This window comes from Caulobacter segnis (assembly GCF_019931575.1).
GTDB lineage: Bacteria > Pseudomonadota > Alphaproteobacteria > Caulobacterales > Caulobacteraceae > Caulobacter > Caulobacter segnis_C.
Genome location: NZ_CP082923.1, coordinates 2196412 through 2221780, shown reverse-complemented (window position 1 = coordinate 2221780; position 25369 = coordinate 2196412). Strand labels below are relative to the sequence as shown.

Sequence of the window (25369 nt, the reverse complement as noted above, 5' to 3'; positions counted from 1 at the left end):
TTCGGCCCATTTGGGCCGCCTCCGCTCCGATGTAATCGAAATCATCGATAACAGGGGTCCGCTAAACCGGCAACCAGCTAAAGGCCGATCCGGACGCGACAGCTGCGCCTTGCCAAGGGCCCGCCCAGTCGCCAGTGTCCCGCCGATGGCGACCATTCAAGATGTTGCGCGCGACGCGGGCGTCTCCACGGCGACGGTTTCACGGGTGTTCAGCGCGCCCGAACTGGTGCTGGAGACGACCCGCACCAAGGTGATGGAGGCGGTCGCGCGCCTCGGCTACGAGCCGAACTTCGCGGCAAAGAGCCTGCGCACCCTGCGCACCGAGAAGATCCTGGTCACCGTGCCGGACATCTCCAACCCGTTCTTCTCGCAGGTGATCCGGGGCGTCGAGGAAGCCGCCCTGGCCGCGGGCTACTCGGTGCTGCTGGGTGACACCCGCCACGAGGAGGCGCGCGAGGAGCAATACGCGGCCATGTTCCGCCGCAAGGAAGCCGACGGCCTGATCTTCCTGGGCCATCGCCTGCCCGACGTCCTGGCCGAGATGGTCGCGGCCAAGGGCCCCAAGACGCCAATCGTCAACGGCTGCGAGTTCCGGCCAGGCCTGGCGGTCTCCAGCGCCCACATCGACAACGAACGCGCCGCCGCCGAGGTCATGGAGCACCTCTACGGCCTGGGCCACACCCGGATCGGCGTTGTGACGGGCCCGCTGGCCAGCCCGATCAGCAGCGACCGCCTGACCGGCGTGCTGGCGGCGGCCCAGCGCCACGGACGCGCCAGCGCCCTGCGCATGGCCATCGGCGACTTCTCGATCGAGTCCGGCATGCGTCAGGCCGGCGAACTGCTGGACGAGCCGGGCCGGCCCACGGCGATCTTCTGCTTCAGCGACGAGATGGCCATGGGCGCGCTGGAGGCGATCCGCCAACGCGGCCTCACCTGCCCGACCGACGTCTCACTGGTCGGCTTCGACGACATCCGCTTCGCCCGGTACTTGCACCCCCAGCTGACCACGGTCAGCCAGCCGAAGGAGCAGATCGGCCACGAGGTCGTGCGCCTGCTGCTCGACATCCTGGCCAACCGGGCCACGAGTTTGCAGAACGTCACCCTGCCCCACCAGTTGGTGGTGCGCGAGAGCACGGCGCCGCCGGCGGCCTAGGGCCGCGGCGCCAGCTCGCGCACCCAGATGTTGCGGAAACTGATCGGCGCGCTGGGATCGCCGTGCGCTTGCAGCTTGATCGGCGCGGGCCCGTGGGCCTTGTAGGTCGGCTTGCCGATATAGACCGTCTCGCCGGCCAGGACGGCGTTGTCCTGCACCAAGACGCCATTGTGGATCACCGTCACGGTGGCGGGCTTGGCCAGCGCCCCGTCCGCGCCGAACACCGGCGCGCGCCAGATGATGTCGTAGGTCTGCCACTGGCCCGGCGCGCGGCTGGCGTTGGCCAACGGCGGATGCTGCTTGTAGACGCTGCCCGCCTGGCCGTTCACGTAGGTCGCGTTCTCGTAGCTGTCGAGGATCTGCACCTCGTAGCCCTGGTCGCGCGGCCCCGTCGACGCCAGGAAGACCCCGCTGTTGCCCCGCGCCTGGCCCGCCCCGGCGATGTCCGCCGGGATGCGCCATTCCAGATGCAGCTGGTAGTCGCGGAAGCTTCGCTTGGTCTCGATGTTCCCCCGCGCCTTGTTCACGATGATCACGCCGTCGGCGACCGTCCAGCCGGCCGGCGACTTGTCTTGGGACGCGACCCACTGGTCCAGGCCGCGCCCGTCGAACAGCACCACCGCGTCCGACGGCGCGCCGCCGGCGTCCTTGGCCGGGGCGACCTTGGGCGGCGTCGGCGTCCAGACCTCAGTGTCTTCTGGCTTGGTCTGGGCCAGGGCTGCGGCCCCGGCCAGGACGGCGAAGCCCAGAGTCGTGGCGATGAGGTTCTTCGTCTTCATGGCTCTTCTTGCTCCTCCCTGAGCGGCGCTTCGTCAGACCGACGCCGAGAACCGATAGGCGCCCGATCCCACGATCATTTCCAGACCCTGCTTCACGCTTCGCGCCGCGATGACCCCTTGGCTTTTCGCCGCCGGCCGTCCCGCCTCCAGCGCCTTGTCCGGACGGCTGGTCGGCAACAGCACCGTGGCCCGCGCGCCCGCCGGCACATCGACGTCCAGCGCGATCACACCGCCCTCGCGTCGCCAGGCGCTCTTCACTTCGCCTAGGGTCGAGCGATAGGTCGCGGACGCTCCGTTGACGGTTCCGACCGGCTTCGGCGCCACGGTGATCACCCGGTTTGGCTCCGCGGCGAAGTCGACGGTGACACCGGCCAGGGCCCCGAACAACCAGCCTTCGCCGTGGCCCAGCATGAAGTGGTTCAGCGACTTGGTCGGATCGGCGTTCCAAGCCTCGGCCAGGGCGGTGGCGCCGCGCGCCAGCTGGTAGCCGTAGCTGGGGCGGTCCTTCACCGACATCATGTCGAAGAGCACGTCGTCGCGACCGTGCTCGGTCAGGGCCCGCACAACATAGTGGAAGCCGACGTCGCCTGCGGTGACGCCGTCGTTGCTGGCCCGCACGGCCCGCACCAGGGCGTCCAGCACCTGGCCCTCGCGCCCCGGGGGAACCATGCCCAAGGCCAGCGGCATGGCCGTGGCGGTCTGGCTGCCGCGATCATAAGTCCCGGCGGTCGGATCGAAGAAGCGCCGGTTGAAGGCCGCCTTGACCGCTTCGGCCCGACGGCGCGCCTCGAGGGCCTCGTCCGCCGGCCGCCCCAGCACGCGCGCGACCCGCCCCAGGGCGTCCAGCGCCTGGTAGTAGGTCGCCGTGCCCGTCAGCGCCCGGCTGGTCAGCTGCGAGGCGCCCAGCTTGCCCGGCCCCACGTCGTACCAGTCGCCCAGGCCGAAATCGACAATGTGCCCGTCGGCGCGCGAGGCCAGGTAGTCGACGTAGCGCCACATGGCCGGATAGCCGTCCGCCATCGCCTTGGGATCACCGTAGGCCCGGTAAGCCGCCCAGGGGCTCAGCACCACCGCCGCGCCCCACTCGGGCGAGTTGCGCGCGTCCTGATCGCGACCGTCGGGCTCCAGGAAGGCGACATATTCGGGCGCGATGCCCGGAACCATGCCGTCGGTCTGCTGAGTGTCGACGATGTCGCCGATCATCTTCTCGTACAGCGTCGCGGCGTCGCGATTGTAGAGGATGGTCGCCGCGTTCAGGTGGGTCTGCTCCAGCCAGCCCAGCTTCTCGCGATGGGGACAGTCGGTCAGGACGCTGAAGGCGTTGCTGACCACCGCCCGCTCGATCAGGCCATGAATGCGGACGAAAAGGGGATCGTCGCAGTCGAAGATTCCGACCTGAGGCAGGTCCGCATGCAGGAACTCGCCGGTCAGCGACACGACCTCCGGAACGCCCACGCCGACCCGTCCCGCCGGCGCCGCGCCTTCGACCTGCAGGTAGCGGAAGCCATGGTAGTTGAAGCGGGGCGTGAAGCGCTCATCGCCCTGGCCGGCCAGGGTGAAGTTGTAGAGCACCCAGCGGTCGGGACCTGCGTTGAAGCTGCGCTGCCAGGCCAGGCCGTCCTCGCCCAGCACCTCGGCGGGCGTCAGCGTCACCTTGGCGCCGGCTGGCCCGCGCACCACCAAATCCGGACGCCCGGAGAAGTTCTCACCCAGATCGTAGACAAAGACGCCCGGCTTGGGCTCGGTGATCGCCACGGGCTGGAAGCGGCGATGAGCGACGATCGGCGGAACACCCTGGGCTTTCAGCCGCGCCTTCTGCGGCGGAGCCGCCAGCGCCGGTCGCCAGCCGGCCTCGTCGGCGCCCGCCAGGTTCCAGCCGACCCGCTCGCGCCGCGCGTCGACGTCCTCGCCGCCGAACATCGAAGCGAAGACGATCGGCCCCTCCGTGACCTGCCAGTCGGCGTCGCTGACGACGTGTTTCACATGGCCGTCGGTGTAGTACAGGCTCAGTTGCAGCAGCAGCTTGGGGCGGCCGTAGCTGTCGACGAACTTGGACTTGCGGCCAGGGATTTTCTCGACGTCGTACATACCGCCGCCCAGCATCACGCCCAGCATGTTGGCGCCCGGCCGCAGCAGGTCGCCGACCTCGTAGGTCGTGTACAGCGCCGTGCGGTCGTAGGCCGTCCAGCCCGGATTGAACACGCTTTCGGTCACGGGCTTGCCGTTCACCGTCAGCTCGAAATGACCCAGGCCGCTGACCGAGACCACCGCCCGCGCGGGCAGTCCCTGGAGATCGAAGCGCTTGCGCAGCAGGGGCAAGGCCGTGTCCGCAGGATCGGCCAGGGTCTTGTCCACGCCCCGCACATGGTTCCCGCGCACCTTCTCGGGCCGCGCCATGATCCAGCGCGCACGCCATTCGGAGGCGTCGAGGATGCCGGTGACGAAGCGGGCCGCCGGACTCCAGCGCCGGGCGCCGTCCGCGTCAACGATCTCGACCGCCCACCAGTACGGCGTGTGGAACATCAGGATCAGGTCCTTGTCCGGCGCCAGCGTCAGGCGCCCCCCTTTCCGAGGTCCGCTATCCCAGACATCGCCCTGCCGAGCGGCCAGGCGTTCCGGCGAACTGGCGACGATGACCCGCGCGCCGGCGGCCGAAACGCCCCGCCGCGTTTTGTCCACACCCAGCAGCCAGCGGAAACGCGGACGACGCGTGTCGATCCCAACGGGCTGGGTCAGCCATTCGACGCGCAGGTCGGCGGCCGCCAGGCCGGTGTCTCGAGCCATCGCCCCGCCGGCCGCCAGACCCGCGCCGGCCGCGCCCAAGGCCAATCCCACGACGGTCCTGCGGTTCAACCTGGCCATGCCTCTTCCCTCGTGACGCTTACTTCGGACCTAGGCGGCCATGCGCGTTACCGATACCAGAGGGCTTCGCCGCTCAGTGCAAGTCGCTTTGCGTAAGGAACAAGGAGGACCCATGGCCGCCCTGTCACCCCTTCGTCGTTCGGGATCCATGCTCGCCCTTGTCGGCGCCTGCCTGCTCTCCGCGCCTGCCACGGCCGCTCCCCAGGCGATCCTCAAGGTCGAGCCGGTCTATGTGAACGCTCCCTACCCGCAGTCTCACGCCTCGACCATCGTTGAGACCACGGCCGGCACCCTGGCGGCGGCCTGGTTCGGCGGCACGCACGAGCGCAATCCCGACGTCGGCATCTGGTTCGCCCGCCGCCTCGGCGGACAGTGGCAGGAAGCCCGTGAACTCGCCAATGGCGTCCAGGCGGATGGGCCGCGCCTGCCGACCTGGAACCCCGTGCTGTTCCAGGCGCCGAAGGGCGACCTCTTCCTGTTCTACAAGGTCGGTCCCAGCCCCCAGGCCTGGTGGGGCATGGTCATCACCTCCAGCGACGACGGCCGCACCTGGAGCAAGCCCCGCCGCCTGCCGGACGGCATCCTGGGACCGATCAAGAACAAGCCCGTGGTCCTGCCCGACGGCGCCTGGCTCTCGCCGGTCAGTTCGGAGCAGTCCGAAGGCGTGACCCAGGCCGACGGCGGCGGCTGGAGCCTCTATTTCGAGCGCAGCGAAGATGGTGGTGACACCTGGACGAAGACCGCCCCGGTCGCCTCGCCGCTGAAGATCGACGCGATCCAGCCCAGCATCCTCTTCCATCCCGGCGGCGCGCTCGAGGCCGTAGCCCGCACCCGCCAGGGCGCGCTGGCCCAGACCTGGTCGAAGGACGGCGGCAGGACCTGGAGCCCGCTCTCGACGATCGACCTGCCCAATCCGAACTCCGGCACGGACGCCGTGACCTTGGCCGACGGCCGCCAACTGATGGTCTACAACCACGCGGGCCAGCGCCCCGAGACGCCGGGCAAAGGTCCCCGCTATCCGCTGAATCTCGCGATCTCGAACGACGGCGTCAGTTGGCGCGAGGTGCTGACGCTGGAAAGCCAACCGGTTCCGGATGGCTACGCCTATCCGGCCATCATCCAGACCCGCGACGGCAAGGTGCACGTCACCTACACGGTCAATCGGCGGGGCATCCGCCACGTCGAGGTTGATCCGGCCGCCCTGAAGTAGGCGTCAGGGGCGCGGCGCCCTCTCGTCGGCGTTGGCGCTGTTGATCAGGAAGATCGCCAGCACGGTCGCCGCCTGCGCCAGATCATCGGGCGACAGACGCTCCAGGGTGTCGAGGTTCGTGTGGTGCGCCCGGCCGTCGTAGTCGAGCGGGTCCTGCAGGAACGAAATGCCTGGCAGGCCGATCTCGGTGAAGGTCGACTGGTCGGCGGGCCAATGTGGCCCATCGTAGACCGCCAGCACGCCCAGGTCCTTCAGCGGCGCGATCCAGCCGCGATAGAGCGCGGCCAACATCGGGTCGCCGCCAGTGAAGACACCCCGGATACGCCCCGAGCCGCCGTCCAGGTTGAAGGCGACGGAGAAGTCCTCGTACTCCGGTCCCTTGACCAGCGGACCGATCTTGGTCCGGCGCCCCTCGACCGGCAAGGCCAGTTGCTCTGGCGTGGTCGAGCGCGGGACATGGCCCAGGCGACGGCGCGCATAGGCCTCAGAGCCGTACAGGCCCTGCTCTTCCCCGCCATAGAGCGCCACGCGGATCGTGCGGCCGGGCTTCAGGCCCAGGGCGCGCAGGATACGGACGGCTTCCAGAGTGGCGGCCACGCCCGCGCCGTTGTCGGCCGCGCCGGCGCCGGCCGCCCAGCTGTCCAGATGCGCGCCGGCCAACACGATCTGGGACTTCAGCGCCGCATCCGTCCCGGGCAGTTCGGCGACCACATTGTAGCCCGGCTCGGCAGGGTCGCCCTCCTCGGTGACGATCTCGAGCTCCAGGCGCACCGGGACGCCACTCGCCACCATACGCCAGCAGCGGGCATAGCCATCGGTCGCGAGGTGCAGCACGGGGAATACCGGACGTTCGGCCGTCAGCCAGGGTCGGCCGCCCAGGTCCGAGCCGTCGACCACCATGACGTCGGGCTCGCCGCCGCCTCCGTCGAGAACCACCGCCGCCACGCGCTCGGCCGCCAGGAAAGCGTTACGCCGGGCCTTGAACAGCCCTTCCCGCCCCTGACGCACGCGGCGTTCCGTGACCGTGCGGTAGTAGGCGCGCACGGCCTCGGCGGCGTCGCCCTTCAGGACCTGCTCGTCGGTGTAGCGAACGATCGCGGGGTCGGCAGCCGACAGGGTCTTCGGCGGCCCCAGCAGCACGATCTTGCCGCCTAGACGCCCCTTGGCGGCCCGCAGGTCCTCGTCGGTGTCCAGGCGCACGGCGATCGCCTCCGCCTCTATCGCCCCTCTCGTCGCCACAGACCAGGGCGAGGCCACGGCGGTGAAGGCGGCGTCGCTGGGCGCGATCATTCGAGCCCAGGCGCGAACCTGTCGCCACGACAGGCCAAACGGTCCGATCGGCTCCAGGCGAGGATCGCTCAGCCCCATCTCGCGCATCCGCGCCAGCGTCCAGTCGTAGGCCCGGCGCATGTTCGGCGAGCCCATCAGGCGGGCGCCGACGCCGTCGACCAGACCGGTCGCATAGGTCATGGCCTGGCCGTGTTTCAGTCCTTCGTCGCGGATCGCCTGGTAGAGGGCGAGGTCCGGCGTCTGGGCGGCGCGCGCGGAGGCCGGACGGGCGAAGGCCAGCGCGCCCAGGCCGACCAGCGCCTGCCGTCGCGCCAGCTTCATTTCGCCGCCACCCGGATCACGCCGACATCGCCCTCGATGTCGATCTTCGTACCGAACTGGACCGAGGCGGCCTGGATGCGTTTGAGAATCCGCTGGGCTTCGTCGTGCGACGGCGACCGGGGCGTGCCGATCAGGCGATCATCCTCGAGGTTTTGGACGAACGGATGGATGCGGATCACCGCGACGCGGCCATTCTGGTACTCGCTGACCGCCACGGCCCCGTCGTACCAAGCTTCTGGCAGGGTGAAGCCGCGGAACTGCCGGTTCTTGTCACCGACCTGGAACATCAGGCTGCCCATGCCGTAGAAGATCGGCCGCCCGTTGTAGATCTCGACGCCCAGCAGGGCATGCGGGCCGTGGCGCACGATCGCGTCGGCGCCGGCGTCGATCAGTTCGTGGAACAGCGGCGCCATGTAGTCGGCCGGACGAACATCCTCGGGATCCGACGACGCCGTCTCGTGGGCGTGGATCGAAAACACGACGAGATCGGCCCTGCTCCGGGCCTCCTTGACGCTGGCCAGGGCGGCGGCGCGGTCGTCGGCGTTGACATCGTAGCTGAGCCCCGAGCGGTCCTCGACGCGGAAGGTCGTGCGACCGATGGTCAGCTCCTCGCCCGTCTTGGCGGCGGTGAAGACCTCGGGATTCTTGGCGGCGTCCGGCGTTTCCGAGCGGGCGGCGATCCCGCGCAGCGTCCGCATCTGGTCGGCCGTGACGAGCTGCAGCTCGCGTGAGCGCAACGGCGCCAGACCCGGACGGGCGCGGAAGCCTCGGGCTGGATTGGCGTCGGCGGCCAGCGAGAGGTCGGTATAGGTGCCAGCGAACGACACCAGGGCGACCACGCCCTTGGGCGTCATCGCATAGGCCGGCCTGCGCGCCGCCGTCAGGCTGTCGCCCGTGCCGGCATGAACCACGCCGGCGGCGTCCAGCGACCTATGGGTCTCCAGCATGCCGTCGACGCCGAAGTCCGTGGCGTGGTTGTTGGCCATCGACATGATCTTGAAGCCCATGGCCTTCAGATCGAAGGCCACGGCCGCGTCGTTGATCGGCGTGCCCCCGCCGTTTTGGGCCGCCGGATAGCCGGGGAACTTGTCGAGGTCGAAGATCGCGCCTTCCTGGTTGCCAAAGGCGGCGTCGGCGCCCGACAACAGCTTCTGGATCCGCAGGGTTCCGGGATCGCCGTAACCCGTGATCGGCTTCTCGGGCCCGATCAGGTCACCCGTCACCGCCAGCGAGAAGCCGTTCTTCACGGTCGCCGGCGCCTGTGCGTGAGCGGTTCCACCCAAGGCGGCGACCAGGATCGCGGCGGTCAGTAGACGCATTTCAGGCTCTCCGTCCCCAGCTTACGCGCCCACTGATAGACCGCGACCGCCTCGCCGCGCGGCAGATAGGTCAGCGGGAAGGTCTTGCCGTCGCGCGTCACTTTCAGGGTCAGGGTCGCCGAAGGGTCCCCTTGCACGCCGTCCATGGCGACGGCGTAGGTGACGACGTCACCGTCCTTCAGTCCGGCCTTGGCGGCTTCCGAACCGGGGATAAGGCCCCGGATCGTCTTGGTGGTCCCCACCAGCGACCTGGGCTCGAAGCCCAGCTCAAAACGGCGGACCTTGGCTGTCGTCCGCGTGAAGCACGGTCCGAAGTCGTCGGGCTCGGGCAGCATCAGGGCGCCAGCCAGCATCGACTGGTGCAGCTTGCGACCGTCTTCGCCGAGTTCCTTCACGACCAGGTCGATCCAAGCCCCATCGTCCGTGGTCTGGCCGGCGGCGTAGCGGCGGTTCATCTCCAGCACGAGGTCATCGACCGAGCGCTTGCCGCCCGTCGCGCGGCGAATGCGGCCGTCCAGAACCGCGAAATAGAGCCCGCCCCGGTCGTAGGGCAGCACGCGGATGCGGGTGTCCTCCCAGAAGCGCGGCGCGATCTCCTGGTCGGGCGTGTCGTTCAGCGGATTGGCGTAATACCGTCGCGCGGTGTCGTTGAGGTCTTCCAGGAATTCCTCGGGCGACAGCAGCCCCGCGCGGAACGGCAGCAGACCCTGGTAGTGGACCGCCACGCCCTCGCCGTACCATTGGCCGGCATTGGAGTCGGTCCAGGTGTGGACCATCTCGTGAGACAGCGTGCCCTTCAGGCTGTCGCCCTGGGTGTCGGCGCCATAGGTGGTCAGGAACGAGCGCGTCAGAGCCGTGCCGCCACCGGCGTTGATCGGGTTGTAGCGCAGGAACACCCGGTACGGCGGGACGCCCTTGTCCCGGAAGAAGCCGCTCATCCAGCCGTGCAGCCGGTTGGTCCAGGCCATCAGCGGCGCGGGATCGAACGGCGGCGTTCCCAGCCAGGCCGACGAGAAGCCGGCCTCGGACACCACGGTCGGTTCGCGCTTCATCGGCCCGGCCATGAACACGGTCGAGGCCAGTTGATCGACGGGACCGTCGGGCAAGGCGACATCGCCCTCCCCGAAGCTGGAAGTCGCCGTCGAACCCTTGGGCAGTGCGCCCAGATCCCAGCGCAGAGTGATCTTCCGCGCGATCTTCTCCTCCGGCAGCAGGACGAAGGTGTTGCCCACGCCCGAGACACCGCCGCCCTCGGTGCGCAGGGCGTAGGGCGGACCCGAGCCGCGCTTGGGCGGCGTGTTGTCGACAGGCGCGACGTAGCGCACGACGACCGACCCGCGCGTGGCCCGGCCGGCTAGCCAGTGGCGCGACCAGACCAGCCCCTGGGCCGGATCGTCCCGCACCGTCAGAGGGACGTCTCCGTCAGCGTCGGTCGCCTTCAGACCGGTCAGGGTCTCGGCGATCGTGGCCGTATTGGCGATGACGATGGGTAGGCTCAGCAGCGGCGCGCCGGCGGTGGCGGGCAGCGCCGAGAACCGCATCTCGATCTCCACCGTCCCCGCGCCCTTGGCGTCGTCCATGGCGCTGGGCTTCAGCAGGACCGCCAGCGACGGATCGGCTTGGGCGCTCGCGCTCCAGGCGGTCAGAACCAGGGCGGCGGTCACGCCGCTGAGACGGTGGATAAGGGTCATGGCGCCTGCTCGTGAAGATAGGCCGCGGCCGCCAGGTCCTGCACGGCGTGACCGATGGACTTGTAGACGGTGATGTCCGAGTCCGACTGGCGCCCCGGACGGGTTCCGGCCAAAACCTCGCCGATCTCGGCCTGGATGCAGTCGTCGGTGACCAGTCCGGCGGCGACCGCGCGCAGGAACTCGCCCGCGCCGTTGCGAGCCGACTCCCGGCTCTCGACGAAATAGCGGCCGACCGAGACGACAGCGGCCTCGGCCTCGGCCGCCGAAGCGACGCTGGCGCCGACGAGGTTCACATGGGTCCCGGGCGTCAGCCAGTCGGCGAACAGGATCGGCTCGACCGCGCCCGTGACCGTACAGACGATCTGGGCGTCCGCGACCGCCGCGCGAGGATCGGCGACAGCGATCATCGCCAGGCCGGTCTTCTCGGCCATCGCCGCGCAAAACGCCTGGGCCCGTTCGATCGAGCGGCCCCAGACCCTGACCTCGCGCAATGGCCGCACGCGCGCCAGGGCCTCGATATGGGCGCTGGCCTGATGGCCATAGCCCATGACCGTCAACCGCTCGGCGTTCGGAACCGCCAGGGCGTCGGTCGCCACGGCCGTGCCGGCGGCGGTGCGGATCAGGGTGATCGCGCCGGCGTCGGCGACGCATACCGCCTGGCCGCTCTCGGCGTCGAACAGCACCACCACGCCCAGGTGCGCGGTGCGCCCGGGACGGTCGGGCTCGGCGAAGACGCTGACCAGCTTGGCCCCGAAATAGCCGTCCGAGAGCAGCGCGCCCGGCATTTGGCCGAACAGCCGGCCCGCGCCGATCGGAATGATCGAGCGGGGCAGTTGCCGGGTCTCCCCCGCAGACAGGGCGATCATCGCCCGCCGCACCGCCGTCCGGCAGCCCTCGATGTCGAGACCTCGCAGAACAGCGGCTTCGTCGAGGAGCTTCATGCCTAGAAGCTGCGGGACACGGAAACGCCCACGGTGCGTGGCTGCAGGAAGATGGCCTGCGGCGAACTGGTGCCGCCCCGCGTGGTCGCTTCGACGACGCCGCGCTTGTCGCCGACGTTCTTCAGGTAGGCGGTCAGGCGCCAGTCGTCGCTGTAGACGCCCGCGCGCAGATCGACGGTCGTGTACGAGGGCAGCTTCACCCGCGCGCCATAGGCCGTGTTGCCGGTGGTGGTCGGCAGGACGTTGGCGAATTCGGCGTAGCGCTCGCCTACATAGGCCAGGCTGGCGCCGGCGAAGGCCGAAAAGCCATGGCCGATCGACCAGTCGTACTCGGTCGACAGGCTAGCCGAGAGCTTTGCCGAACCCGGCAGGCGATCCCCCTTCGCACCGTAGATCGGCGAGGCGCCGGCGGGCGAACGCAGGGCGTCGGTCAGCTTAGCGTCAAGATAGGTCATCGCCCCGTCGATCGAGAAGCCGCGGACCGGCGACCAGCGCCCCGAAAGCTCGACGCCCCGGCTGCGGGCGGTCGAACCGTTCGTATAGTAGGTGAACTGCGAGACGACGTCAGTGGTCAGCAGTTGGATGTCGTCCCAGTCGATCTGGAACAGGGCCGCCTCGTAGGTGGCGTTCAGGCCTGGCAGCACGCCCTTCAGGCCCGCCTCGTAGCTCACCACGCTGTCGGACTTGAACGACAGCGGGATGCCCGTAACGCCCGAGCTGTTGGGACCGCCCGGACGATAGCCGGTGGCGATCCGCAGATAGGCCATGGTGTCCGGCGAGATCTTGTAGCGGGGCGTGAACAGCCAGGTGAAGGCGTCATCCGAGGACTTCGAGGTCGGCTCCGACGAGCTGGGGCCGAAGAAGCGCTGGGCCGGCGTGGCGACCGTCGTCGTCGAGCCGCTGTCCTGATCGTTGGACGAATAGCGCGCGCCCACTTGCACGTCGAACTTCGGGGTAAAGTGATAGGTCGCGTCGGCGAACACCGACTTTTCCTCGAACTTGGCCGGCGCGGCCGAGGTGTAGGCCGTGGTGCTGGTCCCGCCTACGGAATGGACGACCAGGACCTGATCCACCGCGATCTTCTCGTGGGTGTAGAAGCCGCCGACCAGCCACTCCAGCGGCCCGTCCGACTTCGAGGCCAGGCGGATTTCCTGGCTGAATTTCTCGGTCTCGTCGGCGTTGATCAGCGAGACGCTGCCCCCGGCGGCCGAAAAGGCCGACAGCAGGAAGCGGAAGGTGTTGGTCTGGTCGAGATCCGAGGCCGACTTCACGCGATCGAAGGCGCTGATCGAGGTCAGGTCGGCGAAGCCCAGGTCCAGGTTGGCGCGGCCCTGATAGAGCGTGAAGCTGACGTCACGCTTGGTCGGCGCCAGGTTCAGCGTCAGGTCGCCGAAATACGGCTGGAAGGTCGGCGTCCCGGCAAAGGCGCCTGTGCCGCAGGACGGACAGACGCGGACCTGCGGGCTGCCGAAGAAGTGGGCGCGCTGGCGCACGGCCGACAGGTCCAGCGAGAACGCTTCGGTCGGCTTGATCAGCAGCGCGGCGCGACCGCCCTTCACGCGGTTCTTGTTGACGTCGACGCCCTGGGCCGTCGCGTTGATGTTGTCGAGATAGGCCGGATCGCGGCGGGTGAAGGCGCTCACGCGCAGCGCCACCTTGTCCTCCACGATCGGCACGTTGACCGCGCCGCGCAGTGAATAGCCCAGGCCGCCGCCGGCGATGTTGTTGGCGCCGGCCTCGACGCGGCCGCTGAACTGGGAAGCGTCGGGGCCGACCGTCACGTACTTCACCAGACCGCCCAGGCTGGAAGCGCCGTACAGCGTGCCCTGAGGGCCGCGCAGGACCTCGACCCGCTGCAGGTCGGACGGATCGATGTCGATCAGCGGCGACTGGGCCGAGGCCGCGCCCGAGGTCAGCGGCACGTCATCGAGGACGAAGGCGACCGTGGCGGCCGTGCCGCCGCCGGTGGTGACGCCACGGATGGCCACGCCGTTGGCGCGTTGCTCGGTGCCGCCGCCGCTCAGCGACACGCCCGGCACGCGGTTATAGAAATCGCGCAGCTGCACCAGGTTCTGCTGCACCAAGCTGTCGCCGGTCACCGTCGCCACCGACACCGGCACATCCAGCGAACGCTCGGACTTCTTCTGGGCGGTCACGACGATCTCGCTCATCGTCGTCCCATCATTCGCGGCCTCCTGGGCCTGGACCACCGAAGCGGCCAACAGGCACGCGCCACCCGAACCCGCCAGCAGCAGAAGCTTCAAACCGTTGCGCATCGCAATCCCCCTAGACGTGGAGAATGGCGCGAGCGCCGCCTCCCCGAGATCAATGTTCGCCAGGAGCTTTGCAACAGAACGAAGACGCATTCAACATTTTGTTGATCTACAAAACAAAGCTTTGACCCCGATCATTTTTCGCTGTGAATCCGGTCACTAGCGGCCAAAATCGGAGCATACCGTCAACGATCGACCGGGATCGCCGATCGTGTTAACCCCAAGCCAAGGTTTAAATATCAACGTTTCGTTGAAGGGTCGCGCCAGCCGGCCCGACCAGATGCTCGCATGAAGGATCCAGCTCCAGTGCACGACGAACAGGCCCTGCTGGGCGTCCTCCAAGGCGTGGCCAAGGCGCTGGAATGCGCCGTGAACCAGCACACCGAGGTGGTGGTCCATAATCTGCGGCAACCGGAGGCCTCGATCATCGAGATCATCAACGGCCATGTCAGCGGCCGCCACGTGGGCTCGGCGATTATCGCCGGCCCCGCCGAGGACAAGGCCTTCGACACCCTCGTGGCCAGCAAGGCCGCCGCCCATCCCAACGAGGTGCGCGTCGTCGCCAACTACACGTCCAAGGCCAGCGACGGCCGGTCGCTCCGCTCGTCCTCGGTCGTCATGTTCGACGCCGACGGCGTGCCGGCGGCCGCGCTGTGCGTGAACGTCGACATGGGCGCGATCGAGCGCCTTCAACGCGACATCCAGGGCGCGCTGATCCCGACCGTGCTGCCGCCCCTGCCCGCCCCGCGCGCCGAGACCAATATCGAGGACCTGATCGAGGAGATCATCGTCTCGGCCCTCGACGGCGCCGGCGTCCCGGTCGAACGGATGTCCAAGGCCGAGAAGAAGACCGCCGTCTCGATCATGCACGAGCGCGGCCTGTTCGTGATCCGAGGCTCGGTCGAACGGGTGGCCGCGCGCCTGGGGGTCACCAAGTTCACCATCTACAACTATCTGGACGAGATCGGCGCCAAACGGTCCTGACGCCGAGCATTGACTGGGGCCGACGGGCATGGCTCGTTCGCGCCCATGGCGACCATGATCCTGAGCGTTATCGGAAGCGACCGGCCGGGCCTGACCCAGGCCTTGGCGCGCGCGGTGCTGTCGGCCGGCGGCAACTGGCTGGAGAGCCATCTCAGCCGGCTGGGCGGCCTCTATGTCGGATCCGTCCTCGTCGAACTGGAGACCGACGACGTCGAGCGCCTGCGCGCGGCCGTCGCCGAGGTAGACGCCCAGGGACTGGAGGTGCGGATCGCGCCCACGGTCGAGACGGCGGATGCCACAGGCGACACCGTGCGCCTGAGTCTGGTCGGCCAGGACCGCCCCGGCATCGTCCATCAGGTGACGGGAACCCTCAGCGGTCTCGAGGCCAATATCGAGGCTTTCGACACCCGCATCAGCGTAGAACCCCATTCCGGCGCTCCGCTCTTCCACATGGACGCGATTCTGCGTCTACCGGCCCACCTCAAGGCCGAGGACGTCCAGGCGGCGCTGGAGGCGATCTCGGCCGAGATCATGGTCGACATCTCCCTCAGCCCGGCGGGCTAGCTACTTCGCGCCGGTCGGCCCCTCGTCGGCGAACCACTGCTTCGGCAGCGGCCGCTTGACCGGCCAGACCTCGTCCAGCGTCGCGGCCTCGTAGAGCCGGCCGTTCTTCATCACCTGGCCCAGCTTCTCGACATTGGCGATGTCGGCCAGCGGATCGGCGTCGAAGATCAGCAGGTCGGCGAACTTGCCGGGCTCCAGGCTGCCTATGTCGTGGGTCCGGCCGATGGCCTCGGCCGAGCCCATGGTCGCCGCGCGGATCGTCTCCAGCGGCGTCGCGCCGCCCGAGGCGAACAGCTGCATCTCCCAGGCGAAGCCCAGGCCCTGGACCTCGCTGTGGCTGCCCAGACCCACGACGCCGCCGGCGCGCTGGATGGCCAGGGCGTCCCTGGCGAAGCTGGCGTAGGACATGTTCTCCGGCGGCGTCCAATGACGGTCGCCCAGCTTGGCCCCCATGATCCCCGGCGGCATGAAGCGCTTCAAGCGCGGCTCGTCCTGCGGCCGGCGGGTGATGATCAGGTCGAACAGCGGCGGCTCGCCGCCATAGAGTACGTTCAGGGTTGGCACCAGGCTGGTGCGCGACTGGGCGAACAGTTGCACGACGTCCTCGCGCAGCGGCGACACCGGCAGGGCGTGCTCATTGCCCGAGAAACCGTCCAGGGCGTGGGTCAGATTGAGGTTCAGGTCGGATGCGCCCTCGGTGGTCGGCATCATGCCCAGGGCCTTGGCGGCCTCGACCATGTACTGCCGCTGGGCGCGGTCGCCGACCATGTACGACTTGATGTTCCGCGTCCGGTAGTCGTCCCGGTACCGGCGCAGCACGTCCTCGGCCTCGGCCTGAGAGTCGATGCGGCTGGCGGTGAACACCCCTGGCCCGGTCGAGTAGAGGCGCGGCGCCAGGGTCAGACCGGCGTCGGCCATGTCCTGGTAGACGAACTGGTCGTTGGTGAAGGTCTGCGGATCCAGGCTGCTGGTCACGCCATACGAAAGGCTGACCAGGAATGACCAGGGCTGCGGATCCTGGATCTGACGGCGAATGTCGAACCAGTGGGCGTGGGCGTCGATGAAGCCGGGGGTGATCACCTTGCCGGAAACATTACGGACCACCGCCCCCTTGGGCAATGGCGCCGATCCCGCCTTGCCGACCGAGACGATGCGATTGCCCGAGACGACCACGTCGGCGTTCGGGATCACCTCGTCGCCGCGCATGGTGACGACCGTGGCCCCGCGCAGCACGATCGCGCCTTGGGGCGTGTCGCGCGGAACCTCGACCGGCGCGCTGACCGCCACGGCCTTGGCCTCGCTGGCGCCTGGCGAGGCGCGATCGACATCGGCCAGGGCGATCTTCCGCAGGGTCGCGCCAACTGACCAGACGATGGACTTGCCACCATCAGCCCAGTCGAAGAAATCCGCGCCGATCCGGGTCAGCTTCACGACGCCTGAGGTCGCCGTCTCGAGATTGACCTCGGGCGTCTTGCCGTCGGCCGCGGTCGGGACATCGACCAGATAGAGCTCCGACGCCGTGCGGACGATGGCCTTGTCGCCGGCGGGGTTGAGCTTGATCTCCTCGGCCGGGACCTGGGCGCCGACATATTGCGACCAGGCGCGGGTCTTACCGACGAACTCGACCTTCGGCTTCTCGCCGTCGTCCACGGCGACCGACTGGACGCCAGCGCCTGAATAGAACCGCACGCGCCTGGGATCGGCGCCGAAGGCCAGCAGGCGGGCGGCCGAGGTGTGGGTCACCAGTTGCTGCGCCCCACCGGCGGCCTGTAGCTTCACGATGTCGGTCGGCCACTCCGGCGAGGCTTCGCTGGCGCGACGCAGTCGGTCGTATTGGCTGGACTTCAGGGCCACGACCGCCGCACCATCCGGCGAGAAGGTCGGCTCGGTGTAGAAGGCGCCGTCATCGGTCAGGCGCGCGGCCTTGCCGCCCGTCGCCGGAACCCGCCAGATCGCCCCGCCCTCGCGGGGATCCCAGGTGACGAAGACAAGCGCCTTGCCGTCCGGCGACCAGCGCGGCTGGAACGCCTTGTCCGGCGCGCCCTTCACCTTCGTCGGCTTGCTTCCCGGCTTCAGGTCCTGGACGTAAAGGCCGCCCAGGGCCGTGAAGGCGAAGCGCTTGCCGTCCGGCGAGACGCTGGGAGCCTGGATCAGGCGGGCGCGGACCGGACCGATCTCCTCGACCTGGCTGACGCGGGTCAGGGGTCCGAGGTCGACCTTGGCGTGGACCGTGAACGGGATCGGCGTCGCCGCGCCGGTGGCCACATCGATGCGCCGCAGCTTGCCCTCGACGCTGGCGATCAGCGCCTTGTCGTCGGCGGTGAAGGAAAAGCGCGGCGTCAAGCCGGCATAGTAGCCTTGCTCCTGGCCGTCATGATCAATCGGAAAGGCCAGCCAGCGGTCGGCGCCGGTCGCCAGCTCGCGCAGGCGCAGGCCGGTCTGGTTCTTCCAGCGGCTGGCATAGGCGATGAAGCGACCGTCGTGCGACAGGGCCGGGCTCATCGCCCCGCCCTGCCCCTGGATGATCACGTCCTCGGCGTCGGTCTTGAGGTCGCGGCGGGCGATCGACCAGTTCGGCGGGGCCTTCTCGGTCCAGGTGTGACCGGTCTTGCGGGCGTAGTAGGCGTAGCGGCCATCGCCCGAGATCGCCGCGCCCATGGCGTTGATGCGGTTGTCCCAGTCCTCGCCGTTCGGCTGGGCCTTCACGATGACCTTGCCCTCGCCGCCCTCCCCGTTTTGGGCCAGCGGGAAACGCCACAACTCGAAGGCCAGCACCGGGTGCTTCATGCGCGAGACGTAGACGCCCGAGCCGTCCGGGGCCCAGGCGGGCGTGGCGAAGACGGTGAGCCTGTCCTCGCGACTGATCTGGCGCGGATGGCCGCCGTCGGCGTCGGCGATCCACAGGTTGGTGACGCCCGAACGGTCGCTGACGAAGGCGATCGACTTGCCATCGGGCGAATAGACGGGTGCGGTCTCGAAGGCCTGGCCGGTCAGCACCGACCGCGCCTGCCCGCCCAGGACGTCGACCGCGTAGATGTCGCCCAGGAGGTTGAAGAGGATCGTCTTGCCATCGGGCGAGACGTCCGGCTGCATCCAGGTCGCCTCGCTCAGCGACAGATCCAGCGTGCGCGCCGGCGCCAGGCTGAGCCCGGGCGCCGGCGTCGCCGCCGACGACTGGGACGCCATCCCCGTTGCAGCGAGCACGGCCGTCGTCAGAAGGAGGGCGCGGCGAACCGCTTTCGAAGCTTGAAGGGTTCGCCGCATGGTACTCGCTACTCGGTCGTTAGAAGGTCACGTCCACGCGCACGCCCGCCGTCCGCGGCCGCACGATCGAATAGGCCGGAGCGGCTTGGTCCGTGAACGGCGCGTTGAGAATGCCGTATTCGTTGGTGAAGTTGTTGACGAAGCCCAGCACCCGGATCTTGTCGGTCGGGGCGATCGAGGCCCGCAGGTCGAAGATGTTGAAGTTACCGCGCGTGTTCGGATTGCCGAACGCCACCGGCGCCTTCGAGAGGTAGCGGTGGGCGACCTCGAAGGTGGGCTGCAGCGAGACCTCGGGGAACTCGAACGACAGGGTGTTCGAGGTCGACCACTTGGACGAGCCCGGCAGGGTCGTGCCTGCCGCGTAGCCGCCGCCGACCGCGAAGCTGTCGGGCAGCATCGTCGTCAGCTTGGCTTCCTGATAGGTGGTGCTGTTGCTGAAGGCGATGTGCTGGCTGACCTTGAACTGGCCGGCGAACTCGACGCCGTCGACCTTGGCCGAGCCGGCGTTGGTCACGTACGAATAGTAGTACGGCGCGGCGGTGAACAGGCGGGCCTGGATGTCCTTCCACTTCAGATGGAAGACCGAGATGTCCAGGGACAGGCGGTTCTCCAGCAAGGTGGTCTTCAGGCCGGCCTCGTAGTTGTCGACCGTGTCGCTGCCGTAGCTGGTCGGGATGCCCGCCAGGATCGCCGCGTTCGGGTTCGGGCCGCCCACGCGGAAGCCGCGCGAATAGGTGGCGTAGGCCATGACGCCCTTCTGCGGACGGAAGGCCAGGGTGACCTTGGGCGTGAAGCCGTCTTCCTTCTGCGAAGTGCCGAAGCTCGAGGCGGTCGGCGAGTAGCTGCCCGCGCCCAGGCTGCCGGCGGCGTTGGTGATCGTGGCCGTGTTCTTGGTGTCGTAGTAACGGCCGCCCACGGTGATCTCCCACTGCGGCGTGAACTTGTAGGACACCTCGCCGAAGATCCCGAAGTCCTTGTTCAGGGTGTCGGAGATGTAGCCGTAGATCGCGTCGTTCGGGGCCAGGACCGAACCGCTGTAGCCGCCGAAGTCGCCGGGGTGGGCGTTGATGTAGGCGGCCGCGCCGGGCTGGTAGATGCGGTCGGCGCTGGACTTCTTGGCGCGCATGTAGCTGGCGCCGATCAGCCACTTCAGGCGGTCGTCCTCCTTGGAAGCCAGGCGGCCTTCGAAGGTGTCGATGTCGGCCTTGGCCGCGCCAGTGCTGTAGGCCGAACCCGAGCCCGTCGTGACGCCGGTCACGTAGGCGTACGGATAGGAATAGGTCGTGGTGTTGGTCTTGTGGTTGGTCGAACCCAACAGGGTCAGGTCGGCGAAGCCGACGTCCTGGTCCAGGCGCAGGCTGTTGAGCCAGAAGTCGGTCTCCTGCGGCTCGGCGCGCGCGGTGTTCCGGACGTAGTCGTGCGACAGGTAGGTCTGGTCGTCCAGCAGGCTGTCCTGATAGGCCGACAGGAAGGTCAGCTTGGTCCCTTCGGCCGGGGTGAACACCAGCGAGCCGCGCAGGCCGCGAGTGCGGAAATCGTTGACCCCGTCCTCCTTGGTGCCCGGGTTGTCCAGGAAGCCGGCGTCGAAGCGCTGCAGACCCGTCAGGCGCACGCCCAGCTTGTCCTCGACGATGGGGATGTTGACCATCGCCTTGATGGCGTAGTTGGCCTGGCCGGCGTTCTTGGTCGTCCCCAGCAGGCCCGAGGCCGCCGCCTGGTACTGGCTGGTGTTGGCCGTCTTGGCCACGTAGTTCACCAGGCCGCCCAGGGTCGAGGAGCCGAACAGCGTGCCTTGCGGGCCGCGTAGCACTTCCACGCGGTCGAGGTCGAAGGTGTCGACATCGGGGATGCCGATCGGGAAGCCCGGCTCCACCACCACCACTTCGTTCAGGTAGTAGCCCGTCGTGGTCTGGCCCTGCTCGTGATAGGTCGTCGCCGAGATGCCGCGCACCACCACCTCGGAGATGCCCGGCTGGTAGTCGTTGAAGGTCACGCCCGGCAGGCGGACGATGTAGTCGGCCAGGCTGTTGGCGTTGATCTTCTGCAGGTCGGCGCCGCTGACCGCGCTGATCGGGATGGCGACGTCGCGCACGCTCTCGTTCCGCTTGGTCGCCGTCACGATCAGGGCGTCCAGCTCGGTCACCGGTGCGGCGGCGGTCTGGGCGCTGGCGCTTGTCGCGACGCCCAGCGACAGGCCGGCGGCGATCGCGCAGGCCGACAACGACGCCGCGCCCATAAGAGTGGTCTTACGCATATCTCGATCCCCTTAGTTTCGGGACGCCGGCGAGATGACCGACGCCCTCTGTGTTTGAAAACCCCTCGCCCCGCGGTGCTCGACGGCCGGCTCGCCTGTTCGCGACGCTCGGCCGTTGCTCACGGCGCCCGCGAGACTGAGGCTTGTCCTTTCATGGCGGAGCAAAAACATCCAAAAATGGGAGGCCGAGGGGACCAAGCCCATCAATGCTGGACCCGTGGGCAGAGACGGATTGGATGTTCCTGCCCCTGAGCGAAGCGCTCAGGCTGGCCCGACTGACAGACACGACGAGGGGTCCATGATCGATCGACGCAGCCTTCTCAGCGCGGGCGCCAGCCTGGCGGCCCTTCTGCCGCTGCGCGCGCTCGCCGCCGAACGCGGCCTGGACGTGGCCTTGACCAATGCGCGGGTGTGGACGCCCGGCGGCGGCGTCCGGCTGTCTGCGGTCGGCATCGTCGGCGAGCGGATCGCGGCCGTCGGGACCGACCAGGTCAAGGCCCTGGCCACCTCGGCGACCAAGGTGGTCGACCTGAAGGGCGCGTTCCTGATGCCAGCCTTCACCGACAACCACACCCATTTCCTGATCGGCTCGACGACCCTGTCGCAGGCCGACCTGCTCAGCGCCACCGACCGCGCCGACTTCGCCGCCCGCATCGGAGCGGTGGCCAAGGCCCGGCCGGGCAAGTGGATTCTGGGCGGCTCGTGGGACGAGCAGCGCCTGGGCGGCGCCTTGCCGACTCACGAGTGGATCGACGCCGTCACGCCCGACACGCCCGTCGCTGTGCCGCGCACCGACCTTCACCTCTATCTGCTCAACAAGGTGGCGATGAAGCTGGCGGGCATCACCCGCGATACGCCCGATCCGCCGGGCGGCGTCATCGTCCGCGACGCCAATGGCGAGCCGACGGGCGTGGTCAAGGACAACGCCAAGGCGCTGGTCGAGCGCGTGATCCCTGCCCTCAGCGACGCCGACACGGACGCGATCATGCGCCAGGGCATCGCCCACGCGCTCAGCAAGGGCGTGGCCCAGATCCACAATCCCGAGATCAGCTGGAGCACCTACGAGTCGCTGCGCCGCCTGCGGGCCAAGGGCGAGACCGACACGCGTTTCTACGCCTTCGTGCCGCTGGTCGACTGGGAGAAGATGGCCGCCATCGTCGCCCAGGAAGGTCGCGGCGACGACTGGCTGCGCTGGGGCGCGCTGAAGGGCCTAGCCGACGGCTCGCTGGGCTCGCGCACGGCGGTGTTTCACGACCATTACGACGACGCGCCCGACCAGTCGGGCGTGCGCGTGACCACCCTGGCCAACCTGCGTGAATGGATCACGGCCGCTGACAAGATCGGCCTGCACGTGACCACCCACGCCATCGGCGACCAGGCCAACGACGACATTCTGGACATCTATGCCGAGGTCGAGAAGACCAACGGCGTCAAGGATCGCCGCTTCCGCATCGAACACGCCCAGCATCTGAGCCAGGCGGCCATCCCGCGCTTCGCCAAGCAGAAGGTGATCGCCTCGGTCCAGCCCTACCACGCCATCGACGACGGTCGCTGGGCCGTCAAGCGCATCGGGGCCGAGCGCCTGAAGGGCACCTACGCCTTCAAGTCGCTGATGGACGCCGGGGCCACCGTGACCTTCGGGTCGGACTGGCCGGTCGCGCCGCTGGATCCGTTGACCGGCCTCTACGGCGCGGTGACCCGCCGGACGATCGACGGAGCCAATCCGAACGGCTGGCTGCCCGAACAGAAGGTCAGCATGGAGCAGGCTCTGACCGCCTACACGATCAACAACGCCTTCGCCGGCTTCATGGACGACCGCACCGGCAAGATCGCGCCTGGCTACTACGCCGACCTGACGGTGCTGGACGCGGACCTGACCACGATCGACCCGCTGAAGATCCCGGACGTGAAGGTCTTGCACACCTTCGTGGGCGGCAAGGCGCGATACTCGGCCTAGATCCCAGCGGCCTTGGCGAGGGTGCGCAGCGCCTTGCGGGCTTCGTCCTCGCGCAGGCTGGCGAAGCCGATGCGCAGGCCCCGGCCCGCGTCCTCGCGGGTCGCGAACGAGCGCGACGACGCCAGACGCACGCCCAGGTCCGGCGCGTTGGCCTCGATCCGGTCAAGGTCGCCCTCGTCCGGGAAGGTCAGCCAGAAGGCCAGCCCGCCATCGGGGGTCTTGAACCGGATGCGGTCGCCGAACGCCTCGCTAACCGCCTCGGCGAAGGCCAGGCGCCGGGCGGCATAGACCTGTGTGGCCTTGCGGGCGTGGCGGCGCAGCTCGCCGCTCTCGATCAGCTCTGCGGCGGCGTCCTCGGTCAGGGCGTTGCCCATGCCGTCGGTCAGCGAGACCGTATGAGCCACCGCGTCGATGAAGGCCTTGGGCGCGGCGATGTAGCCGATCCGCAGGGCCGGCAGCAGCAGCTTCGACAGCGAGCCGGCATAGATCACGTACGACGGCGCGTAGCTGGCGATTGGCAACAGCGGCTGCGACTCGAAGTGGAACTCGTGGTCGTAGTCGTCCTCGATGATCGCGAAGTTGAACTGCCGGGCCAGCAGCAGCAGGCGCAGCCGGCGCTCGGGCCGCAGGGCCACGGTAGTCGGAAACTGGTGGTGCGGGGTCAGGAAGATGGCCTTCACGCCGCCGTCTCGACACCTGCGCTCGACGTCCTCGACATCGACGCCCTGGTCATCCAGCCCGACCGCCTCGACCTTGGCCCCGCAGGCCCGGAAGGCCGCCACGGCCGGCTCATAGGTCAGGCTTTCGACGAGGACCGTGTCGCCGGGGGAGATCAGGGTGCGGGCCGCCAGGAAGATGGCGTTCTGGCTGCCGCGCGTGATGCAGATGTTCTCGGGGCCCACCGCCAGGCCACGCTCGGTGCGCAACATGGCGGCGATCCCATCTCGCAGCGCCGCCGATCCGCGCGGATCGCCATAGAGCATGCGGTTGTGCCGCGCGGCGCGCTGGATCGCCGAACGGTAGGCCCGGCCCAGCACCTCCTCGGGGAACAACCGGCCGTCGGGCGAGCCCTCGTCCAGGCGCGTGCGGGTGTCACTGGGCAAGGCCAGGGGCCGGACCGGCGGCGCGTGGAAAGCGTAGGCCGGCGCCTTGGCGTCGACGCTCTTCACCGCCAGCTCAGGCCGGACGGGCCGCGCCGGGGCTGACTTGGGCAGGACGTCCGAGACCATGGTCCCGCGCGTGCCGTGAGAGGTCAGCCAGCCCTGAGCGATCAGGTCCTCGTAAGCCAGGACCACGGTCTTGCGGTTGACCCCCAGCATGGTCGCCAGGCCCCGGCTGCTGGGCAGGTAGGCCCCCGAGGTCAGTCGCCCCCGCTCGATCTCGTGAATCAGGCCGTGGACGATCTGGAGGTAGAGCGGCGTCGGCTTCGAAGCATCGATCACCTCGCCTAGCGCCATGTTCCACGGACGCGCCATTGGCCCCCTCCACTCATTACTAGTCTTCTTCTTATGGGTCCAACATGCGCCCATGCCAGCGCCACGGCAATCGTCGCGCTGGACCCGTGACGGTCTCAGTCTTGGTGCTTGTTCGGCGCCAGGCGCTTTCCGATTGTGCCCAGGAAAGCAGCGTCGCCCGCGGTCGACGCGACGCCGAGAGAACAGCGCATGTCCGAGTCGACGCCGTCCGACGCCCCCTCCCCCGATCCCTTCCGAGGCGGCCCGGACGACGTGATCGCGCTGATCAACGAGTTTCCCCTCGCCTGGGTCACGCCCCGAAACGACCAGGCGGCGCGGGTCGCCACCCTGCTGCCCCTACTGGCCAACACCGACGCCGAAGGCGGCGTCGTCTCGCTGCTGGGCCACATGGCCAGGCGCAATCCGCTTTACGCCGCGCTGGAGGCCACGCCCTCGGCGACCATCCTGTTCACCGGCCCGCAGGCCTATGTCTCGCCGGCCCTGGTCTCGACGCCGACCTGGGCGCCGACCTGGAACTACGCCCAGGCGCGCATCGAGGCCGAGATCCGCTTCCGCCCCGACCTCGGCCACGAAGCGCTGGAGCGCCTGACGCGCTTCATGGACCGGGAAGATCGAACCGGCCGGGCCCCGCGCGATGTCGGTCCCCGCTACGACGCCATGGAGCGGGCGATCATCGCCTTCGAGGCGCGCGTCACCCACATCAGCGCCAAGTTCAAGCTGGGCCAGGACGAGACCGATCTGTCCCTGCGGGAAATCCTGGCCGCTCACCCGGATCCGGCGCTGACCCGCTGGATGCGCCGAATGAACGCCGGACGCGGCGTCTAGCCGCGCAAGACCGTCCAAGGTCTGACGTCTGTCAAAAACGATCGTCTCGGAACCTTTGCCATAGGGCGGCGTTTGTGCCCCACGCGCTGGAGCGCGTACGGGGGTATCGTGTATTCGCTGTTGATTTCCATGACGCCAGGTCCCGGCGTGATACGCGCGTGGTCGACCAGGCCGGATCGTCGCCGCCGACCGCCGGCGTCGCTACAC

16 protein-coding genes are annotated in these 25369 nt (G+C 68.7%); 6 read left to right on the top strand and 10 right to left on the bottom strand.

The annotated features are described in order from the left end of the window. Nucleotides 1-145 precede the first annotated feature (145 nt). Nucleotides 146-1153 carry a LacI family DNA-binding transcriptional regulator gene (locus tag K8940_RS10270; RefSeq protein WP_223395270.1) on the top strand — a complete coding sequence of 336 codons (1008 nt, stop codon included), beginning with the start codon at nucleotides 146-148 and terminating at the stop codon, nucleotides 1151-1153. On the opposite strand, the gene K8940_RS10265 is transcribed toward K8940_RS10270, so the two are convergent. Beyond that, entirely contained in the window at nucleotides 1150-1932 is a 783-nt protein-coding gene (locus K8940_RS10265) for a DUF1080 domain-containing protein (protein ID WP_223395268.1), read from the bottom strand. The two genes, K8940_RS10270 and K8940_RS10265, sit on opposite strands and share 4 nt — an antisense overlap. 33 nt (nucleotides 1933-1965) lie before the next feature. Continuing rightward, on the bottom strand, nucleotides 1966-4794 hold the full coding sequence (locus tag K8940_RS10260) for an alpha-L-rhamnosidase (RefSeq protein ID WP_223395267.1): 2829 nt from the start codon (nucleotides 4792-4794) through the stop codon (nucleotides 1966-1968). Nucleotides 4795-4942: 148 nt separating this feature from the next. Here K8940_RS10260 and K8940_RS10255 point away from each other — a divergent pair, with 148 nt between their 5' ends. Then, nucleotides 4943-6004 carry a sialidase family protein gene (locus K8940_RS10255; RefSeq protein WP_223395266.1) on the top strand — a complete coding sequence of 354 codons (1062 nt, stop codon included), beginning with the start codon at nucleotides 4943-4945 and terminating at the stop codon, nucleotides 6002-6004. Between the two features lie 3 nt (nucleotides 6005-6007). On the opposite strand, the gene K8940_RS10250 is transcribed toward K8940_RS10255, so the two are convergent. The 5 genes from K8940_RS10250 to K8940_RS10230 are packed head-to-tail and all read right to left on the bottom strand — an operon-like array spanning nucleotide 6008 to nucleotide 13842. After that, complete coding sequence (locus tag K8940_RS10250; protein ID WP_223395265.1) at nucleotides 6008-7615, bottom strand: M20/M25/M40 family metallo-hydrolase; 1608 nt, start codon at nucleotides 7613-7615, stop codon at nucleotides 6008-6010. After that, nucleotides 7612-8934 (bottom strand): CapA family protein, encoded by a 1323-nt coding sequence (locus K8940_RS10245; protein ID WP_223395264.1) that lies wholly within the window; start codon nucleotides 8932-8934, stop codon nucleotides 7612-7614. Before K8940_RS10245 ends, K8940_RS10250 begins: the two co-directional genes overlap by 4 nt. Continuing rightward, nucleotides 8922-10625 (bottom strand): hypothetical protein, encoded by a 1704-nt coding sequence (locus K8940_RS10240; protein ID WP_223395263.1) that lies wholly within the window; start codon nucleotides 10623-10625, stop codon nucleotides 8922-8924. The genes K8940_RS10245 and K8940_RS10240 overlap by 13 nt, the downstream gene beginning before the upstream one ends. Beyond that, the gene (locus K8940_RS10235; RefSeq protein ID WP_223395262.1) at nucleotides 10622-11566 is read right to left on the bottom strand and encodes an ornithine cyclodeaminase family protein; all 945 of its coding nucleotides are present in this window, start codon (nucleotides 11564-11566) and stop codon (nucleotides 10622-10624) included. Before K8940_RS10235 ends, K8940_RS10240 begins: the two co-directional genes overlap by 4 nt. A 2-nt stretch (nucleotides 11567-11568) precedes the next feature. Then, a complete protein-coding gene (locus K8940_RS10230) occupies nucleotides 11569-13842 on the bottom strand; it encodes a TonB-dependent receptor (protein ID WP_223395261.1) in 2274 nt (757 codons plus the stop codon). A 285-nt stretch (nucleotides 13843-14127) separates the two neighbouring features. Here K8940_RS10230 and K8940_RS10225 point away from each other — a divergent pair, with 285 nt between their 5' ends. Both K8940_RS10225 and K8940_RS10220 read left to right on the top strand, forming a co-directional pair. Beyond that, on the top strand, nucleotides 14128-14823 hold the full coding sequence (locus tag K8940_RS10225) for a transcriptional regulator (RefSeq protein WP_223395259.1): 696 nt from the start codon (nucleotides 14128-14130) through the stop codon (nucleotides 14821-14823). A 54-nt stretch (nucleotides 14824-14877) separates the two neighbouring features. Beyond that, entirely contained in the window at nucleotides 14878-15387 is a 510-nt protein-coding gene (locus tag K8940_RS10220) for a glycine cleavage system protein R (protein ID WP_223395256.1), read from the top strand. On the opposite strand, the gene K8940_RS10215 is transcribed toward K8940_RS10220, so the two are convergent. Beyond that, nucleotides 15388-18573: an amidohydrolase family protein gene (locus tag K8940_RS10215; protein ID WP_223395254.1), complete on the bottom strand. Its 3186-nt coding sequence runs from the start codon at nucleotides 18571-18573 to the stop codon at nucleotides 15388-15390. A gap of 97 nt (nucleotides 18574-18670) precedes the next feature. Beyond that, entirely contained in the window at nucleotides 18671-20905 is a 2235-nt protein-coding gene (locus tag K8940_RS10210; RefSeq protein ID WP_223395252.1) for a TonB-dependent receptor, read from the bottom strand. Nucleotides 20906-21203: 298 nt separating this feature from the next. Here K8940_RS10210 and K8940_RS10205 point away from each other — a divergent pair, with 298 nt between their 5' ends. Continuing rightward, nucleotides 21204-22862 (top strand): amidohydrolase, encoded by a 1659-nt coding sequence (locus tag K8940_RS10205; protein ID WP_223395250.1) that lies wholly within the window; start codon nucleotides 21204-21206, stop codon nucleotides 22860-22862. Here K8940_RS10205 and K8940_RS10200 read toward each other — a convergent pair. Beyond that, entirely contained in the window at nucleotides 22859-24337 is a 1479-nt protein-coding gene (locus tag K8940_RS10200; protein WP_223395248.1) for a PLP-dependent aminotransferase family protein, read from the bottom strand. The genes K8940_RS10205 and K8940_RS10200 overlap by 4 nt on opposite strands. 189 nt (nucleotides 24338-24526) lie before the next feature. On the opposite strand from K8940_RS10200, the gene K8940_RS10195 reads away from it, so the two are divergent. After that, a complete protein-coding gene (locus K8940_RS10195) occupies nucleotides 24527-25162 on the top strand; it encodes an FMN-binding negative transcriptional regulator (protein WP_223395246.1) in 636 nt (211 codons plus the stop codon). Nucleotides 25163-25369: the final 207 nt, after the last annotated feature.

What these genes read in the sequence shown, in the direction of transcription:
- K8940_RS10215 (WP_223395254.1), bottom strand. Translation starts at nt 18,573, where the DNA reads ATGGCGTCCCAGTCGTCGGCGGCGACGCCGGCGCCCGGGCTCAGCCTG.
- K8940_RS10235 (WP_223395262.1), bottom strand. Translation starts at nt 11,566, where the DNA reads ATGAAGCTCCTCGACGAAGCCGCTGTTCTGCGAGGTCTCGACATCGAG.
- K8940_RS10230 (WP_223395261.1), bottom strand. Translation starts at nt 13,842, where the DNA reads ATGCGCAACGGTTTGAAGCTTCTGCTGCTGGCGGGTTCGGGTGGCGCG.
- K8940_RS10200 (WP_223395248.1), bottom strand. Translation starts at nt 24,337, where the DNA reads ATGGCGCGTCCGTGGAACATGGCGCTAGGCGAGGTGATCGATGCTTCG.
- K8940_RS10255 (WP_223395266.1), top strand. Translation starts at nt 4,943, where the DNA reads ATGCTCGCCCTTGTCGGCGCCTGCCTGCTCTCCGCGCCTGCCACGGCC.
- K8940_RS10205 (WP_223395250.1), top strand. Translation starts at nt 21,204, where the DNA reads ATGATCGATCGACGCAGCCTTCTCAGCGCGGGCGCCAGCCTGGCGGCC.
- K8940_RS10225 (WP_223395259.1), top strand. Translation starts at nt 14,128, where the DNA reads ATGAAGGATCCAGCTCCAGTGCACGACGAACAGGCCCTGCTGGGCGTC.
- K8940_RS10220 (WP_223395256.1), top strand. Translation starts at nt 14,878, where the DNA reads ATGATCCTGAGCGTTATCGGAAGCGACCGGCCGGGCCTGACCCAGGCC.
- K8940_RS10250 (WP_223395265.1), bottom strand. Translation starts at nt 7,615, where the DNA reads ATGAAGCTGGCGCGACGGCAGGCGCTGGTCGGCCTGGGCGCGCTGGCC.
- K8940_RS10195 (WP_223395246.1), top strand. Translation starts at nt 24,527, where the DNA reads ATGTCCGAGTCGACGCCGTCCGACGCCCCCTCCCCCGATCCCTTCCGA.
- K8940_RS10210 (WP_223395252.1), bottom strand. Translation starts at nt 20,905, where the DNA reads ATGCGTAAGACCACTCTTATGGGCGCGGCGTCGTTGTCGGCCTGCGCG.
- K8940_RS10270 (WP_223395270.1), top strand. Translation starts at nt 146, where the DNA reads ATGGCGACCATTCAAGATGTTGCGCGCGACGCGGGCGTCTCCACGGCG.
- K8940_RS10240 (WP_223395263.1), bottom strand. Translation starts at nt 10,625, where the DNA reads ATGACCCTTATCCACCGTCTCAGCGGCGTGACCGCCGCCCTGGTTCTG.
- K8940_RS10265 (WP_223395268.1), bottom strand. Translation starts at nt 1,932, where the DNA reads ATGAAGACGAAGAACCTCATCGCCACGACTCTGGGCTTCGCCGTCCTG.
- K8940_RS10245 (WP_223395264.1), bottom strand. Translation starts at nt 8,934, where the DNA reads ATGCGTCTACTGACCGCCGCGATCCTGGTCGCCGCCTTGGGTGGAACC.
- K8940_RS10260 (WP_223395267.1), bottom strand. Translation starts at nt 4,794, where the DNA reads ATGGCCAGGTTGAACCGCAGGACCGTCGTGGGATTGGCCTTGGGCGCG.